Source organism: Enterobacter asburiae (genome assembly GCF_024599655.1).
GTDB classification, from domain to species: Bacteria; Pseudomonadota; Gammaproteobacteria; order Enterobacterales; family Enterobacteriaceae; genus Enterobacter; species Enterobacter asburiae_D.
In genome coordinates, this window is sequence record NZ_CP102247.1 from 4,048,203 (window position 1) to 4,064,505 (window position 16,303).

At 52.4% G+C, this 16,303-nt stretch carries 16 protein-coding genes; 11 read left to right on the top strand and 5 right to left on the bottom strand.

Annotated elements, in window-relative coordinates:
- Position 1 precedes the first annotated feature (1 nt).
- The 9 genes from panC (at position 2) to NQ230_RS19320 (ending at position 8,730) form a co-directional block, all read left to right on the top strand.
- Complete coding sequence (gene panC / locus NQ230_RS19280; protein WP_257258696.1) at positions 2-853, top strand: pantoate--beta-alanine ligase; 852 nt, start codon at positions 2-4, stop codon at positions 851-853.
- A gap of 31 nt (positions 854-884) precedes the next feature.
- Positions 885-1,265 carry an aspartate 1-decarboxylase gene (gene panD / locus NQ230_RS19285; protein ID WP_006810068.1) on the top strand — a complete coding sequence of 127 codons (381 nt, stop codon included), beginning with the start codon at positions 885-887 and terminating at the stop codon, positions 1,263-1,265.
- Positions 1,266-1,757: 492 nt separating this feature from the next.
- Positions 1,758-2,342: a fimbrial protein gene (locus NQ230_RS19290; protein WP_257258698.1), complete on the top strand. Its 585-nt coding sequence runs from the start codon at positions 1,758-1,760 to the stop codon at positions 2,340-2,342.
- A 101-nt stretch (positions 2,343-2,443) separates the two neighbouring features.
- Positions 2,444-3,130, top strand: a complete 687-nt coding sequence (locus NQ230_RS19295) for a fimbrial chaperone (RefSeq protein WP_371745460.1) — start codon at positions 2,444-2,446, stop codon at positions 3,128-3,130.
- 49 nt (positions 3,131-3,179) lie between these two features.
- Positions 3,180-5,765 carry an outer membrane usher protein gene (locus tag NQ230_RS19300; protein WP_257258701.1) on the top strand — a complete coding sequence of 862 codons (2,586 nt, stop codon included), beginning with the start codon at positions 3,180-3,182 and terminating at the stop codon, positions 5,763-5,765.
- Between the two features lie 28 nt (positions 5,766-5,793).
- Positions 5,794-6,369, top strand: coding sequence for a fimbrial protein (locus NQ230_RS19305; protein WP_257258703.1), 576 nt, complete (start codon positions 5,794-5,796; stop codon positions 6,367-6,369).
- 18 nt (positions 6,370-6,387) lie between these two features.
- Positions 6,388-6,951: a fimbrial protein gene (locus tag NQ230_RS19310; RefSeq protein ID WP_257258705.1), complete on the top strand. Its 564-nt coding sequence runs from the start codon at positions 6,388-6,390 to the stop codon at positions 6,949-6,951.
- Positions 6,952-6,974: 23 nt separating this feature from the next.
- The gene (locus tag NQ230_RS19315; RefSeq protein WP_257258707.1) at positions 6,975-7,580 is read left to right on the top strand and encodes a fimbrial-like protein; all 606 of its coding nucleotides are present in this window, start codon (positions 6,975-6,977) and stop codon (positions 7,578-7,580) included.
- A 19-nt stretch (positions 7,581-7,599) separates the two neighbouring features.
- On the top strand, positions 7,600-8,730 hold the full coding sequence (locus NQ230_RS19320; RefSeq protein WP_257258709.1) for a fimbrial protein: 1,131 nt from the start codon (positions 7,600-7,602) through the stop codon (positions 8,728-8,730).
- A 1-nt stretch (position 8,731) separates the two neighbouring features.
- On the opposite strand, the gene NQ230_RS19325 is transcribed toward NQ230_RS19320, so the two are convergent.
- The 4 genes from NQ230_RS19325 to NQ230_RS19340 form a co-directional block, all read right to left on the bottom strand.
- Positions 8,732-9,979 carry a polysaccharide deacetylase family protein gene (locus tag NQ230_RS19325; RefSeq protein WP_257258711.1) on the bottom strand — a complete coding sequence of 416 codons (1,248 nt, stop codon included), beginning with the start codon at positions 9,977-9,979 and terminating at the stop codon, positions 8,732-8,734.
- A 62-nt stretch (positions 9,980-10,041) separates the two neighbouring features.
- On the bottom strand, positions 10,042-10,482 hold the full coding sequence (locus NQ230_RS19330; protein WP_257258712.1) for a PTS sugar transporter subunit IIA: 441 nt from the start codon (positions 10,480-10,482) through the stop codon (positions 10,042-10,044).
- A 104-nt stretch (positions 10,483-10,586) separates the two neighbouring features.
- Positions 10,587-11,357 (bottom strand): ABC transporter permease, encoded by a 771-nt coding sequence (locus NQ230_RS19335; RefSeq protein WP_023334536.1) that lies wholly within the window; start codon positions 11,355-11,357, stop codon positions 10,587-10,589.
- Positions 11,354-12,280 (bottom strand): ABC transporter ATP-binding protein, encoded by a 927-nt coding sequence (locus NQ230_RS19340; protein ID WP_003856300.1) that lies wholly within the window; start codon positions 12,278-12,280, stop codon positions 11,354-11,356. The genes NQ230_RS19335 and NQ230_RS19340 overlap by 4 nt, the downstream gene beginning before the upstream one ends.
- A 107-nt stretch (positions 12,281-12,387) precedes the next feature.
- Between NQ230_RS19340 and can the strand changes: the two genes are divergently transcribed.
- Positions 12,388-13,050 (top strand): carbonate dehydratase, encoded by a 663-nt coding sequence (can, locus tag NQ230_RS19345; RefSeq protein ID WP_080328661.1) that lies wholly within the window; start codon positions 12,388-12,390, stop codon positions 13,048-13,050.
- A 100-nt stretch (positions 13,051-13,150) separates the two neighbouring features.
- On the opposite strand, the gene hpt is transcribed toward can, so the two are convergent.
- Positions 13,151-13,687, bottom strand: coding sequence for a hypoxanthine phosphoribosyltransferase (hpt, locus tag NQ230_RS19350; RefSeq protein ID WP_008501948.1), 537 nt, complete (start codon positions 13,685-13,687; stop codon positions 13,151-13,153).
- Between the two features lie 208 nt (positions 13,688-13,895).
- Here hpt and NQ230_RS19355 point away from each other — a divergent pair, with 208 nt between their 5' ends.
- Positions 13,896-16,286 carry a glucose/quinate/shikimate family membrane-bound PQQ-dependent dehydrogenase gene (locus NQ230_RS19355; protein WP_257258714.1) on the top strand — a complete coding sequence of 797 codons (2,391 nt, stop codon included), beginning with the start codon at positions 13,896-13,898 and terminating at the stop codon, positions 16,284-16,286.
- Positions 16,287-16,303 lie beyond the last annotated feature (17 nt).

Here is a 16,303-nt window from a genome sequence, read left to right on the forward strand (position 1 = left end):
TGTGCTAATCATTGAAACCCTGCCGCTGCTGCGCCAGCATATCCGTCGTGCGCGTCAGGAAGGTAAACGTATCGCACTGGTCCCGACCATGGGCAACCTGCATGACGGCCATATGAAGCTGGTCGATGAAGCGAGAGCCCGTGCAGATATCGTGGTGGTCAGTATCTTCGTTAACCCAATGCAGTTTGACCGCGCCGACGATCTGGCACGCTATCCGCGCACCCTGCAGGAAGATTGCGAGAAGCTCAAAAAACGCCATGCGGATATTGTCTTCTCTCCGGCACCGTCGGACGTGTATCCGCAGGGTACGGAAGAGGCCACTTACGTTGACGTACCGGGCATTTCCACCATGCTGGAAGGCGCAAGCCGCCCGGGTCATTTCCGCGGCGTGTCGACCATCGTCAGCAAGCTCTTTAACCTGGTACAGCCAGACGTTGCCTGCTTCGGTGAGAAAGATTTCCAGCAGCTGGCGCTGATCCGCAAAATGGTCGCGGATATGGGGTACGATATTGAGATTGTCGGCGTGCCGATTGTACGTGCCAAAGACGGTCTGGCGCTCAGCTCGCGAAATGGCTACCTGACCGCTGAACAACGTAAAATCGCGCCGGGCTTAAGCAAGGTCATGAACGCCATGGCGGAGCAGGTTCTGGCAAAAGAGTTGACCGTCGAAGAGATCGTCGCCCTCGCCGAACAGGCGCTGAACGATAAAGGTCTTCGCGCTGACGACGTACAAATTCGTGATGCCGATACGCTGCTGGAATTTACTGAAACCAGCAAACGTGCGGTGATCCTGGTAGCGGCATGGCTTGGCCAGGCTCGTCTGATTGATAATAAAGTGGTTGAGCTGGCGTAGTTCTCGCCCTTGATAATGAAAGGTAAACGTAATGATTCGCAAAATGCTGCAAGGTAAGCTTCACCGTGTGAAAGTCACCCAGGCCGACCTGCACTATGAAGGCTCCTGCGCCATTGACCAGGATTTCCTTGATGCTGCGGGCATCCTTGAAAACGAAGCGATTGATATCTGGAACGTGAATAACGGTAAACGTTTCTCAACCTATGCCATTGCCGCCGAGCGCGGATCTAAAATCATCTCCGTTAACGGCGCGGCTGCACACTGCGCGGACGTGGGTGACATTGTGATTATCGCCAGCTTCGTGATGATGTCCGACGAAGAAGCGCGTCGCTGGCAGCCTAAAGTCGCCTACTTCGAAGGCGACAACGACATGAAACGTACTGCGAAGGCGATTCCGGTTCAGGTGGCTTGAGTCTCTATTGGGTTGAATGATTTATTCAGCCCAATAATTCACGTGCATTATCCTTTCCCGACATTAATTTAACTTACCTTCTAAAACATACCTCATTAATCATTCACTTCCCGTATCAAAGAAACCCTTACTTTCTTTTTTTTATCATAAATCATATCTCCACCAAATACATTTATATAAAAATACGCATAAAAATTCATGAGCAGATATCGCTTCACTCACAATTACTTCCTGCGTAATATTTACTAACAAAACCACACCTCCAATAGACAAATCGAACATTGCACTCAGTTACAAGCTGATATTAAAGACATTTTTCACAAGGATAATTACTTTCAATATCATCAAAAACAACGTTAGTTAAACTACAAAATCATTCAAGCACTTCTTAATATATTTTCCCGAAAAACAATATTATATTCACCTCGCTTTATTTCTAAGCGCAAAAATTGAAGATTTTTTTCTAATAACGAATAAATGGATGTTATAAATATGTTTAAGAAAACTATTCTGGCTACTGCTGTAGCTGTAATGGCAATGGGTTCTGTATCAGCAATGGCTACGGATGTTGGCCTGATCACCTTTGATGGGGCAGTAACTGACACCACGTGCGTTATTACAACGAATAATGGTATTGATGCAAACAATATCACTATTTCTCTGCCTGTTGTTAAAAAAGCCGATCTGGAAAAAACCACTGTAGATACCGGTATCGGTTCTAAAGAGTTCGCACTGCATATGAGCCAGTGCCCGGAAACCCTGACCAAAGCGTCAGCAAACTTCACCTCTCAGCAGTTTGCCGATCTGTCTAACGGTACCCTGAAATCTGATGCGACTGTTGCAGGCCACGCGGATAACGTCAACCTGGCGCTGTTCAACAACACTGCGACCAAGACTGACCGTATCAAAGTGGGCAACCCAAGCAACAACACTCAGGTTGCTGACCTGACCAGTGGCGAAGGTCAACTGTCTTACCGTGTTGCCTACGTTCCAAGCGCTGCCTGGGTTAAAGGTACCAACGACATTACTGCTGGTAAAGTCAGCAGCAACGTTACCTTTACCATGAGCTACGAGTAATCAATAGCTTTTGAATTTCTCATGCGCTCACAGTTGACGTGGGCGCATTTTGTTTAAGGATGAATAATATGCGCCTTTTTAAATCTGCTCTCGCGACATTCATGCTGAGTGCCACCCTGTCAGTTTCCCACTCCGTCTTCGCGGATATCGTTATTTCCGGAACCCGCGTCATTTATCCGGAGTCGGCAAAAGATGTCACCGTGAACATGGAAAACCGCGGTAATAAACCTCTGCTGGTACAAACCTGGCTGGATGATGGTCGTGACTCAACCGACCCACGCGAATTGAAAGTTCCTTTCGTTGTAACACCACCGGTTTCCCGTATCGATCCCGCAAAAGGGCAAACTGTACGCATCAGTTGGCTCGGCCAGACCATGCTCCAGGATAAAGAGACCATGTACTGGTTCAACGTTCTGGAGATCCCACCGAAAGCAAAAACGGAGTCTTCGGAAAATATCCTGCAGCTGGCCTTCCGTACCCGTATCAAAATGTTCTTCCGTCCAAAAGGACTGAAAGGCGATCCTGCCATCGCAGCAAAAGAACTAAAATGGACCCAAAACGGCAGCATGCTGGTGGCGCGCAATGATTCCCCTTATTACGTCTCCCTGGCGAAAATCGATGCAACTGTAGGCGGTAAACACATCGCCATCGATCCACATTATGTGGAACCGTTTGGCAGCCAGTCTTATGTACTTAAGGAGTCTGGTACCGCACACGTTAGCAAAGTAGCGTTCACGGCAATCAATGATTTTGGCGGTGCCGACATCCATGAAGTGACGCTCAAATAAAACAATAAGATTTTTATTTTAATTAGCAGCTAACGGATTAGTGATAGCAATGTTATTCAAGCGTTCAATACTCTGTATTATTATCAGTACCGCGCTTCAGTCGCCATCTTTTGCAAAAGATGGTGCTGTGCAAAATACGTCTGATGAAAGCGAGATAGAATTTAACGATCAATTTCTCTTTAACACCGGTGCGAAAATCGACGTTAGCCGCTTTGCAAAAGGTAACCCTATTGTTCCTGGCACGTTTAAAATGCAAATTGCGATAAACGGCCAGAAGAAATTGTTGACCGAATTTACATTCAAAGAGAATGGAACAACGCGTGCAACCCCCTGCTTTACGACTAAGCTCCTTTTACAGCTGGGCATAAAGCAAGAGGCCCTGAAAGATATTGGGGAAAAAAGCGAAGAGTGCCTTGATATCGCCAAATTATTACCAGGCGCATCATGGGATTTTGACTCTTCGAATCAGCAACTCGATCTCGTTGTACCACAAATTTATATTGAGCATCGTCCAGGGGGTTATGTCGATCCGTCCTTGTGGGATGATGGCATCACGGCGGGTTTGCTTTCTTACGATCTGAATGCCTGGCATTCAGATTCGCCGGGGTCAACCCATGAAAGTGCCTATGCTGGCCTGAAATATGGCCTGAATATGGGGGCGTGGCGCCTGCGTTCACGCGGCAACCTGAACTGGGATCAGGACAGCGGCAGCGAATATTCAAGCCAAGATATCTATTTACAGCGCGATATCACGCAGCTGCGCGCACAGCTGCTGTTAGGAGACTCCTACACGCGAGGTGACACGTTTGATGCAATCAGTCTCCGTGGCGCACGCATGTACAACGATGACCGTATGCTGCCTGGCGGTATTTCTACTTATGCGCCAGTGATCCGCGGCGTGGCCAAAAGTAACGCGAAAGTTACGATAAGCCAAAGTGGCAATAAGCTGTATGAAAGTACGGTGCCGCCGGGTGCGTTTGAAATCTCCGATCTCAGTACCACAGGCTACGGCAGCGATCTGGTTGTTACCATTGAAGAAACAGACGGCAGCATACGTACGTTTTCCATTCCTTACTCTTCTGTAAGCCAGATGCTCCGACCGGGTTACAGCCGCTGGGATATTGGCGCTGGCGAACTGAATGATAATGGGCTTCGCGATAAACCACGCCTGGGCTACGCCACGGGCTATTACGGTTTAAACAATACGTTCACGGGCTACTCCGGTATCGAGTATATGGATACCGGATATGTTTCCGGCTTGCTGGGTATTGCTATGAATACCGGCATTGGCGCATTCGCGCTGGATGTGACGCATTCCAACGCGGATATCGATGGCCTGGGTACGCTGACGGGTCAAAGTTATCGCGTGTCATGGAGTAAGCTGCTGGAAGATACCCGCACCTCCTTCAACGTCGCAGCCTATCGATTCTCAACGAAGGATTACCTGACGTTGAACGATGCGGCGTCGCTGGCTGAAGACATTAAATATCACGACCGGTCACGTAATCCCGATCACAACGGAAAAGATATTTATAGCACCTTCCAGCGCATGAAAAACCAGGTGCAGCTTAACGTGAGCCAGCCGATTTCTGAGGGCAAAAATAACTACGGCTCGTTATATGCAACCGGCAGTTGGCAGGACTACTGGACGCAGTCCAGCTCAACGTCTCAATACTCGGTGGGTTACAACAACAGCTTCTGGCTGGGAAGCTACAGCGTGTCCGTGCAGCGCAGTTACGACGAGTACGGTGAGAAGGATGACAGCATCTATCTGAGTCTGAGTATCCCTCTGGAAAACCTGTTTGGCCACACCAAACGTCCGGGGGGCTTCTCAAGCATTAACAGCAGCGTGAACTCAGACTTCAAGAACAACATGGCGGTGAATACCAGCGCTAACGGCAATACCGATGATTATCGGTTTAGCTACAGCGTGAATACCACCACAACGCACAGCGAATCCGGTGATGTCAATCAGATTGGCGGCTACGGTAGCTATAACAGCCCTTACGGTCCACTGAGCCTATCTGCCTCGGCGGCAGATGATAACAGCCAGCAATATTCACTGAGTTACAGCGGAGGAATGCTTGTGCACGCCGGCGGTGCCACCCTGGCACCGGGTAGTATTGGTGATACCGATACGCTGGCATTGGTCAGCGCGCCGGGCGCGAAAGGCGCGCATCTCTCGCTGGGTGATGGCGTGATTGGCGATTCTGGTTATGCCGTTATGCCTTATCTCTCTGCATACCGGGAAAACACCGTCGGCCTGGATATTTCCAAACTGGAGTCTGACGTAGAAGTCAAAAACACCAGCATGGTCGCCATTCCACGCAGCGGTGCCATTATCAAGGTGGATTTCGAAACCGATCAGGGTCGTTCTCTCCTGCTTGATCTTCATCGTTCAGATAATGGTTTTATTCCGCTTGGCGCTGATGTGCTCAACGAAAACAGCGTCAGCGTAGGGTCGGTTGGTCAGGCAGGACAGGCCTATGTTCGTGGTATCGAAAACAATGGAAAACTTCGTGTGGTGTGGGGAAATGGTGCCGACGGTGAGTGTACCGTAACGTATCAGATCTCCGATACAGCGAAGAAAGTAGGGTTAACCACCCTTCTCAATAATCAAGTTTGTCAGATGTAATATTTTTATAACAGGGAGTTATCTTTTAATGAAAAAGACAGTTCACGTGGCACGTCTTAGCGCACTGCTGGCGCTGGCGTTAAGCTCACAGGCAATGGCAGGATCAATCCCGCTTGATGTCACCTTCACCGCAACCCTTCGCGAAACAACCTGTGACATGAAGGTTGAGGGCGGGACTGGCGATGGCTCCAACAACACCATTCCTATCGGCACTGGCGGTGCCGTACAGCTGAGCGACATCGCTGGAGGTGCAGAGGCTGCCACCGCAAACTTTAAGCTGAAGATTACCGAATGTCCTTCCAGCTTAAGCGGACTGAAAACCACCGTTTCAGGAACGAAATCTAGCTACGCTAACACGGCGATTATCAACGCTGCAACCAGCGGAGCAGCAGATTACCTGGCAGTCACTATTGCCCGCTCTTCCGCGCCAACCGCGCCGTTTGAGATAAATTCAACGGATGACAGCAAACGCCTGGTCTGGACTGCAACTGAAATCAGCGCCAAAGAGGTTCCGCTTGTTGCTCGTCTGATTGAAACCCAGGCAGGCAAAGGAACCACTGGTGCCTTCAGCGCCACGGCCACTTTTAACTTTACCTACGAATAAGCGAAAGGACACGCAATAATGAAAACAATCGCCCACTCTACGCTCATTGCACTTGCCATCGCAGCAGGAGCGACATCCGGCTCCGCGAGCGCCATCACCGGCACCTCCAGTGTACAGGCAACATTTACCTCCACGGTGACTGCAGGGACCTGTACCGCTCAAATACAAAATACGGGCGGTCAGCCTATCAGCACCCTTGCTTTTGGTGACGTATTTAAATCAGACCTGGTGACGAACAGCCGAAGTGAGGCGTTCAAAATCGCGTTCAGCGGTTGCGCCGGGGTGAAAAGCGCTACGGTCCAGGCGACGCCTGGCACTGGAGGCGAGTGTACCGGCTCGGCCAAAGATGGTGACTCCTTCTCGGCAGGCCTGGGGGCAGGCTTTGAGGTCTGGAAAGGCGCAGCCGCCAGCGGTACCTTGCTGAGCTGTAAAACTAAACCGACGCAAACGGTGAACATTAGCGGCGCTACCGCCAAACTGGATTTGGCGGCACGTATCGTCCTCGGCAAAGGTAAGACTATTGCGGATGTCACCACTGGTGACGTCAGCGCACCAGTAACCTTCGTTGTAACATACCAATAATGCTTTGCAGGGGCAGAACGGTAATGTTAACGCCAAATAAAAATAATCGTCTGAAAGGGTCACTGATAGCCCTGGCAGCAATCATGAATTGGTGCTGGTCTGCCCCATGCCAGTCAGCTGACGCTGGCATGGATGTTACCTTTAACGCCAAAATTATTGAAAATACCTGCCAGATTTCCCTTGCTAACGACGGGAAAGTCTCAATACCAATGGTCAGCAAAAGCTGGTTTTATAACGCAGACGGCTCAACGCGCCTCCATCCCACGGATGACGCTGGCGGCACCCCGTTTGCTGTAAAAATAGAGAACTGCACCGTGGGCAGCCAGGCACCGCAGAAATTTATATTCAGCTTCCAGCCGCAAAATAAAGAATGGCCGACTTCGACGCGACAGGTCTTTATTAATGAAACCGACGAAGCCGCAGGCGGTGCCGCAAATACCGGAGTGGTTATTTTTTCTAAGACACTCAATACCAACGTGTTGAATAGCGACGGTAATTCGAGCGTTGAGCTTATTGCCAACGAAGAGTGGGGAACGGATTACCCCTTCTATGCGCGCCTGCAAAACACGGGTGTGGTGTCCGCAGGTAAAGTAACCAGCCACGTGGTGGTTAACGCAACGTATGAATAAACAGTGCAGGCAATACAGGATGAAAATGCATAAGAGAATAACAGGATGTTTAAATACGCTCTTTTTTGTTGGGCTAACTGCCGCTGGTTGCCTGGGCTATCAGGAGCAAGCCGCGGCCAGGGAGTGTCAGTTTGGCGATGGTTCCGGCGGTACCACGACGCTGGCAAACAGCACCTACGATACGGGCATCCGTTGGTATCCCAGAAGTAATAACAGCATGTGGTTGCTGGCCTCATTCGATGTGGATCTAAGCCCCTCTTTGACCTCGGATTGCAGCGCGGGAGATGATGGACGCCAGCTGGCCTACAAAAATGCAGAGGGTAATATGCTTGGCCGCGGTCCGCAGCCAGACGGCGGGATAGGAAACTATTACGTGACCAATATTCCCGGCATCTACTTTTCCGTTAAAATCTTCTCCAGCGCCGGAGGGGGATATTTTGGGGATGGTAATACGATGGATCAGAGTGGCTGGAGCGATCTCGTCAGCGACCCTGGCGAAGATATCTGGGCGGGTAAAACGTGGAAAGCACACGTCAACGTTTGGCAGGATACCGGTGAATTTTATAATCTCGGCGGCAATACCAATCAGGCGACCTTTATCTCCCCCAGCGGGGCTTATTCGCTGGGGCAGATGACCATAGGCAATCCGTCTGACAGCGATAACAGGCCCTGGACGTTTAACGTCACACCATCGTCGTTCCGAGTCCCGATTATTGCCTCAACCTGCGAATACGCGCAGCTGGACTCGGGCAGTAACACCGTGGATCTGGGCGAGTATATGCTCTCGGACTTTAACACCTCCCCCGTGAGCCATCAGTTCAGGGTTCAGTTGCTCGGCTGCAACAATGTGTATTCGGTGAAATACAAGATGACTGCCAGCAAACTCACCGGACCTGACAATAACTTACTGGGAAATATGTTAAATAATGGCGCTGAAGGTATCGGTGTGAAAATTTTAGGCGATCATAATCGTATGCAATTTGAGCAGATTAACCCTAACGAGGAGAGTGATGTGCTTTTTAGCCCAGATACCGGCTCAGGAGTAAATTTAGGCCTGATGAATTTTGAAGCTCAATTGGTTAAGGATGGCAATCCGCTTAAAGCCGGTAATTTCACCGGCATGACCACCTTCCAGATTAGCTATTACTAATTCATCCCTGCGGCTGATTGCTTATCAGCCGCGACATGGTCTCCAGCGAATCCGTTCTTAAAATATACAGGCGCTTCAATAAGAACGGATTATCCCCCGGCTTCACCTTTCCTTTCACCGTCGTCACCGCCAGATGAAAACCGGCGTCATTCGCCGCCTTTATCGCTTTATTGTCGTAGCCGCCAAACGGATAGGAAAGATAGAGCACGCGTGGATTAAACTGCGCCAGCGCGCGACGAGAACGCTCAAAATCAAACAGGATCACGTGATAGCTGCGGCTCAGTAAAATCGGATGCTTATTGCCATCCACGCGGTGCAGGAAATGGGTGTGAGACTGAATGTCGAACACGTCCTGAATACCCTTAATCTCCTGCACGCTCATAAACTGCAGCGATTTCGGGTCCCACTTCTGCGGATGGCCTTTTATGCGGGAAGAGATAATAAACGCCGTGGCCTTGAAGCCGTACTCCTTCAGCACAGGGTACGCATAGCGGCTGACCGATTTCAGGCCGTCGTCAAAGGTAATCACCACCGATTTTGCAGGCAGGTTCATCTTGTTACGCACGTACCCTTCAAGCTGGTACATCGTCAGGGTGGTATAGCCCTGATCGCGTAGCCACGCCATCTGGTTGTTGAACGCGCGTACGCTGGTGGTCGTGGAGGTATGTCGAAAACGGGTGTTCTCTTCATCACGCAGAATATGATGGTAGGTCAGAATCGGAAGTCCGTTATCTTCCTGCGCGTCCAGGCTGCTGATCCATGCCAGACGGTTGCCGATGCGGATCTGGAACCAGGTCTGATTCAGACGGTCTTTCAGTTTGCTCAGTATTGGATAGCGCAGATTGGCGCTTAACGTGCCGAACGGTGCGCTGCCGCTGGAAGGCGCGTTATAAACCGGCGTGTCTTTCCAGGTAATCAGGTTCTGATTGCTGAGGGGCTTATTGAGATCCCCGAGGCTGTCCTCGACGCGCTGTTTCCCCTGAACCGGCTCCAGGTGTCCCTTGTCGATAAACCCCGTACCAAAACCGAAGCGAAATTCGTAGTAGTCCGCCGCCGCGGGCACAACGGCCAGGATCTGCCCGGCGCGCACGTTACCCACGTTGATGACGCTGTTCCCCACCTGCGCCCAGATCGCCGCATCTTCGGTGGTTTGCATATACTGGGCAGGCAGCGTTTGCTGGCTGAGTAAACTGGCTGAGCTGACGCCGGAAATGAGCATCAATAGCAGGAAAAGAATACGCGGTAGCATGGTGTCTTAATCGGTGCGGGAAACTGCCGCTATTGTAACAAATGAGACATCAATACCAACGTTTAATTCTTATACAGGTCATGGAGCAGGACGAAGGGGGGATTTTTTTGCTGCTGATGCCACAAGCTGCTGACGCCCGGCACGCCCTGCGCCACGATGGCATGGCGAAACTCAGCGCTGCTTAATAATTCACGCTGTGGATACATTACCGCCAGCAGGGCGAAGTTGATTCCCGAGATGACTTCACAGCACGCATGCTTATGGCTCAGCAACGCGGCTGCGCGGTAAGGCGCCGCGCCCGATTTATCGGTCAAAAAAATCACGCCATCGCCGGTGTCCGTTTCATGCAGGGCATCGCACATCATGCGGCTCAGCATGTTGGTGCTCAGCCCGCGCCAGTAGTTTACCGCCCGGCACTGCGCCAGCGGGCCAAATTTGGCTTCAAGCTTATCCAGCATTTCCTGCGCTTGTTCATCGTGGCAGGTGATAACCCATCCCAGCATAACTCTCTCCTTAGCAGGCAAGTAGTTTAGCGGAGTGAAGGTTAGCTTTCGGTGATAACTGTCAAAGAAAGTGCCCGGCAAACAGAACGTCGCCGGGCAGAAGATTAGCTGCGCAGACCGCGTCCGCGCTGGATCAGATACCAGCACAGCAGGTAGAAGGCGATGATAAACACCACCAGCACCGCCACCGTGGTAAACAGCGGCACGTCAGTGATGCCGAGGAAACCAAAGCGGAAGCCGCTGATCATATAGACAATCGGGTTCAGGTGCGACAGCGCCTGCCAGAACGGTGGCAGCAGCGTCAGGGAGTAGAACACCCCGCCGAGATAGGTCAGCGGCGTCAGCACGAAGGTTGGGATCAGGCTAATATCGTCAAACGTTTTGGCGAACACGGCGTTCAGCAGACCGGCCAGCGAGAACAGGATCGCCGTCAGGAGCAGCGTCAGCGCGACAAACAGCCACGAGTGGACCTGGAACGGGACAAAGAACAGCGAAATCGCCGTGACCAGGATCCCCACGCACAGCCCGCGCGCCACGCCGCCGCCGACATAGCCCGCGATAATGACGTGCGTCGGCACCGGCGCGACCAGCAGCTCTTCAATATTGCGCTGGAACTTGGCGCTGAAGAATGACGACGCCACGTTGGCATAGGCGTTGGTGATCACCGCCATCATAATCAGGCCCGGCACGATAAACTGCATATAGGTAAAGCCGTGCATCTCACCAATCCGGGAACCAATCAGGTTACCGAAGATAATGAAATAGAGCGTCATCGTGATGACCGGCGGCACCAGGGTTTGCACCCAGATGCGCATAAAGCGGTTAATCTCTTTCGCCCAGATACTTTTCAGCGCGACCCAGTAAAGATGCGTCATGCCTTGTCTCCTTGTTTGTCATGTACCAGAGAGACAAACAGCTCTTCCAGTCGGTTCGCTTTGTTACGCATACTTAAAACCTGAATCCCCTGCGCGCTCAGCTGCGAGAACACGCTGTTAATCCCCTGCTCGCGCAGCACTTCCACTTCCAGCGTCGAGGTATCCACCAGACGATAGTTGTAACCTTCAAGTTTTGGCAGCGCGCTTTTCGCCGCCAGATCGAGAATGAAGGTTTCGGATTTCAGCTTGGAGAGCAGATTCTTCATCGAGGTGTTCTCCACCAGCTCACCGTGCTGAATGATGCCGATGTTGCGGCACAGCATTTCAGCCTCTTCAAGGTAGTGGGTGGTCAGAATAATGGTGGTGCCTTTGTCGTTGAGATCCTTCAGGAAGCCCCACATGGAACGGCGAAGTTCGATATCCACGCCCGCGGTCGGCTCATCGAGGATCAGCAGCTTTGGCTCGTGCATCAGCGCGCGGGCGATCATCAGGCGGCGCTTCATCCCGCCGGACAACATGCGCGCACGTTCGTTACGCTTTTCCCACAGATCAAGCTGCTTGAGGTATTTTTCGCTACGCTCCAGCGCCTCTTTACGCTCAACCCCGTAATACCCCGCCTGGTTAACGACAATCTGCTGCACCGTCTCGAACGGGTTGAAGTTGAACTCCTGCGGTACCAGCCCCAGCTGGCGCTTGGCGTTCACCACATCTTTTTGCAGGTCGTACCCAAAGACGCTCACCCGACCGGACGTTTTATTGACCAGCGAGCTGATAATCCCAATGGTGGTCGATTTCCCCGCCCCGTTCGGCCCCAGAAGCGCGTAAAAATCACCGGCCTCTACTTTAAGATCTATTCCGCGTAGCGCCTGAACGCCACCCGGATAGGTTTTTTTAAGCTGCTCAAGCTCCAGTGCAATTGCCATGAAATTAACTTACCTTCAGTTCTTACACACGTTGTGTGGTTTCATTAAAAGTCGGGTTACCCTATAGTAGCGCAACGCAATAACTCGGTTACAGGTCGCTAACCTCCATGAACAACATAGATACACTCATCAGCAACAATGCACTATGGTCAAAAATGCTGGTGGAGGAAGACCCCGGATTTTTTGGAAAACTCGCGCAGGCTCAGAACCCACGCTTTCTCTGGATTGGATGTTCCGACAGCCGCGTACCGGCGGAGCGCCTGACCGGCCTTGAACCCGGCGAACTGTTTGTTCACCGTAACGTCGCCAATCTCGTGATTCACACCGATCTCAACTGTCTTTCTGTTGTTCAGTATGCCGTGGACGTTCTGCAAGTCGAGCACATCATCATTTGCGGCCATTATGGCTGCGGCGGCGTGCAGGCGGCGGTTGAAAACACGGAACTGGGGCTCATTGATAACTGGCTACTGCACATCCGCGATATCTGGTTCAAACATAGCTCACTGCTGGGCGAAATGCCGCAGGAGCGTCGCATGGATACCCTTTGCGAACTCAACGTGATGGAGCAGGTGTATAACCTGGGCCACTCAACGATCATGCAATCAGCGTGGAAACGCGGACAGAAGGTCTCTGTCCACGGCTGGGCATACGGTATTCACGATGGTCTGCTGCGCAATCTGGAAGTGACCGCCACCAACCGCGAAACGCTGGAGCAGCGCTACCGTTCGGGGATTGCCAACCTTCAGCTTAAGCACGTCAATCATAAATAAGTGCCCGTTAAAAAGCCGGGTGGCGGCTGCGCCTTACCCGGCCTACATGTGCCCATTCGTAGGCCCGGTAAGCGTAGCGCCACCGGGCAACAAACAGCAACTACTCGTCCAGCAATACCACTTTCCCAACATACGGCAGATGACGATAACGCTGCGCGTAGTCAATGCCGTAACCGACGACGAATTCATCCGGAATCGAGAAGCCCACAAACTCTACCGGCACCTGCACTTCACGACGGTCAGGTTTATCCAGCAGCGTACAAATCGCCAGAGATTTTGGCTCACGCAGGCTCAGGATCTCGCGTACTTTAGAGAGCGTGTTGCCGGAGTCAATAATGTCTTCAACGATCAACACATCTTTGCCACGAATATCTTCATCCAGATCTTTCAGGATTTTCACATCACGGGTGGTGGACATGCCGCTGCCGTAGCTGGAGGCGGTCATAAAATCGACCTCATGGGGCACATGCACTTCACGGCACAGGTCTGCCATGAACATGAAAGAGCCGCGCAACAGACCGACCAGCACCATTTCGCTGCCGCTGTCCTTGTAATGTTCGGTGATTTGACGACCCAGTTCGGCGATACGCGCTTTGATCTCGGCTTCCGGGATCATCACTTCAACAGTATGTTTCATATTACTAACCAAATGATTTTAATGAAAATCTCTCAATGCAGGTGAATGTATTTCCGGCATCGATACGCAAGCCCGCCATTATATCAGCAAATGGATAACCCTGGCGTATGAGTTATAAAAAGCAAATATTGTGATTCCGATCACACTTGTTAATACCTATAATTAGTTGCTAGCAAATTATTAACAAAAACTGACGAGTACACTTTCTATGGCTGAAACAAACTCTAAACAGCCGCGTCTACTGGTGACATTAACAGCCGCATTCGCAGCCTTCTGCGCGCTGTATCTGTTAATCGGTGGCGTCTGGCTGGTCGCTTTAGGCGGCTCCTGGTACTACCCGATTGCGGGTCTGGTTATGGTTGCCGTAACCGTCCTGCTGTTGCGTAGAAAACAATCTGCACTGTGGCTGTATGCCGCCCTCCTTCTTGCCACCATGATCTGGGGCGTCTGGGAAGTCGGGTTCGACTTCTGGGCACTGACGCCGCGCAGCGACATCCTGGTCTTCTTTGGCATCTGGCTGATCCTGCCGTTCGTGTGGCGTCGACTGATTGTGCCTTCCAGCGGTGCGGTGGCGGGCCTGGTTGTTGTCCTGCTGATTACCGGCGGCATTCTGACCTGGGCAGGTTTTAACGACCCACAGGAGATCAACGGTACGCTGAACGCGGAATCCACGCCTGCTGCGGCTATCTCTCAGGTGGCGGACGGCGACTGGCCTGCGTATGGTCGTAACCAGGAAGGTCAACGCTACTCTCCGCTGAAGCAGATCAACGCGGACAACGTGAAGAACCTGAAAGAAGCCTGGGTATTCCGTACCGGCGATGTGAAGATGCCGAACGATCCGGGCGAGCTGACCAACGAAGTGACGCCAATTAAAGTTGGCAACATGCTTTATCTGTGTACGGCGCACCAGCGTCTGTTCGCGCTCGACGCGGCCACCGGTAAAGAGAAATGGCACTTCGATCCACAGCTGAACTCCAACCCGTCCTTCCAGCACGTCACCTGCCGTGGCGTCTCTTACCACGAAGCGCGTGCCGATAATGCCAGCCCGGAGGTCATTGCCGACTGTCCTCGCCGCATTATGCTGCCGGTGAACGATGGCCGTCTGTTCGCCATCAATGCCGAAACGGGCAAGCTGTGCGAAACCTTTGCTAACAAAGGTATCCTGAACCTGCAGACCAACATGCCGGACACCACGCCGGGTCTGTATGAGCCCACCTCACCGCCAATCATCACCGATAAAACTATCGTGATTGCCGGTTCGGTAACGGACAACTTCTCCACGCGTGAAACCTCCGGCGTTATCCGTGGTTTCGACGTAAACACCGGTAAACTGCTGTGGGCCTTCGACCCGGGCGCGAAAGATCCAAACGCGATCCCGTCGGACGAGCACACCTTTACCTTTAACTCGCCAAACTCCTGGGCACCAGCGGCGTATGACGCGAAGCTGGACCTGGTCTACCTGCCAATGGGCGTGACCACGCCAGATATCTGGGGCGGTAACCGCACGCCGGAGCAGGAACGCTATGCGAGTGCTATCGTGGCGCTGAACGCGACCACCGGTAAGCTGGCGTGGAGCTACCAGACCGTTCACCATGATCTGTGGGATATGGATATGCCGTCCCAGCCGACGCTGGCGGACATTACCGTTGACGGCAAAACCGTGCCGGTGATTTACGCCCCGGCCAAGACGGGTAACATCTTCGTGCTGGATCGCAGCAACGGTAAGCTGGTTGTCCCTGCCCCGGAAAAACCGGTTCCACAGGGTGCAGCGAAAGGCGATTACGTCAGCAAAACCCAGCCGTTCTCTGACCTGAGCTTCCGTCCGAAGAAAGACCTCAGCGGGGCAGACATGTGGGGGGCCACCATGTTTGACCAGCTGGTGTGCCGCGTGATGTTCCACCAGCTGCGCTATGAAGGCATTTTCACGCCGCCGTCTGAGCAGGGCACGCTGGTCTTCCCGGGTAACCTGGGGATGTTCGAGTGGGGCGGGATCTCCGTCGACCCGAACCGTCAGGTGGCGATTGCCAACCCAATGGCGCTGCCGTTCGTTTCCCGTCTGATCCCACGCGGTCCGGGCAACCCAATGGAGCAGCCGAAAGACGCGAAAGGCAGCGGTACCGAAGCCGGCATTCAGCCGCAGTACGGCGTACCGTTTGGCGTGACGCTGAACCCGTTCCTGTCTCCGTTTGGTCTGCCGTGTAAACAGCCGGCCTGGGGTTATATCTCCGGTCTGGATCTGAAAACTAACCAGATCGTGTGGAAAAAACGTATTGGTACGCCACAGGACAGCATGCCGTTCCCGATGCCGGTTCCTGTGCCGTTCAATATGGGTATGCCGATGCTGGGTGGCCCAATTTCCACCGCCGGTAACGTGCTGTTCATCGCGGCAACCGCAGATAACTACCTGCGCGCGTACAACATGACCAACGGTGAAAAACTGTGGCAAGGCCGTCTGCCGGCCGGTGGACAGGCCACACCGATGACCTATGAGGTGAATGGCAAGCAGTACGTTGTCATCTCTGCGGGCGGTCACGGTTCGTTTGGCACGAAGATGGGCGACTACATCGTCGCGTATGCGCTGCCTGACGAAAACAAGTAACTGAAAAAGCCGGGTGG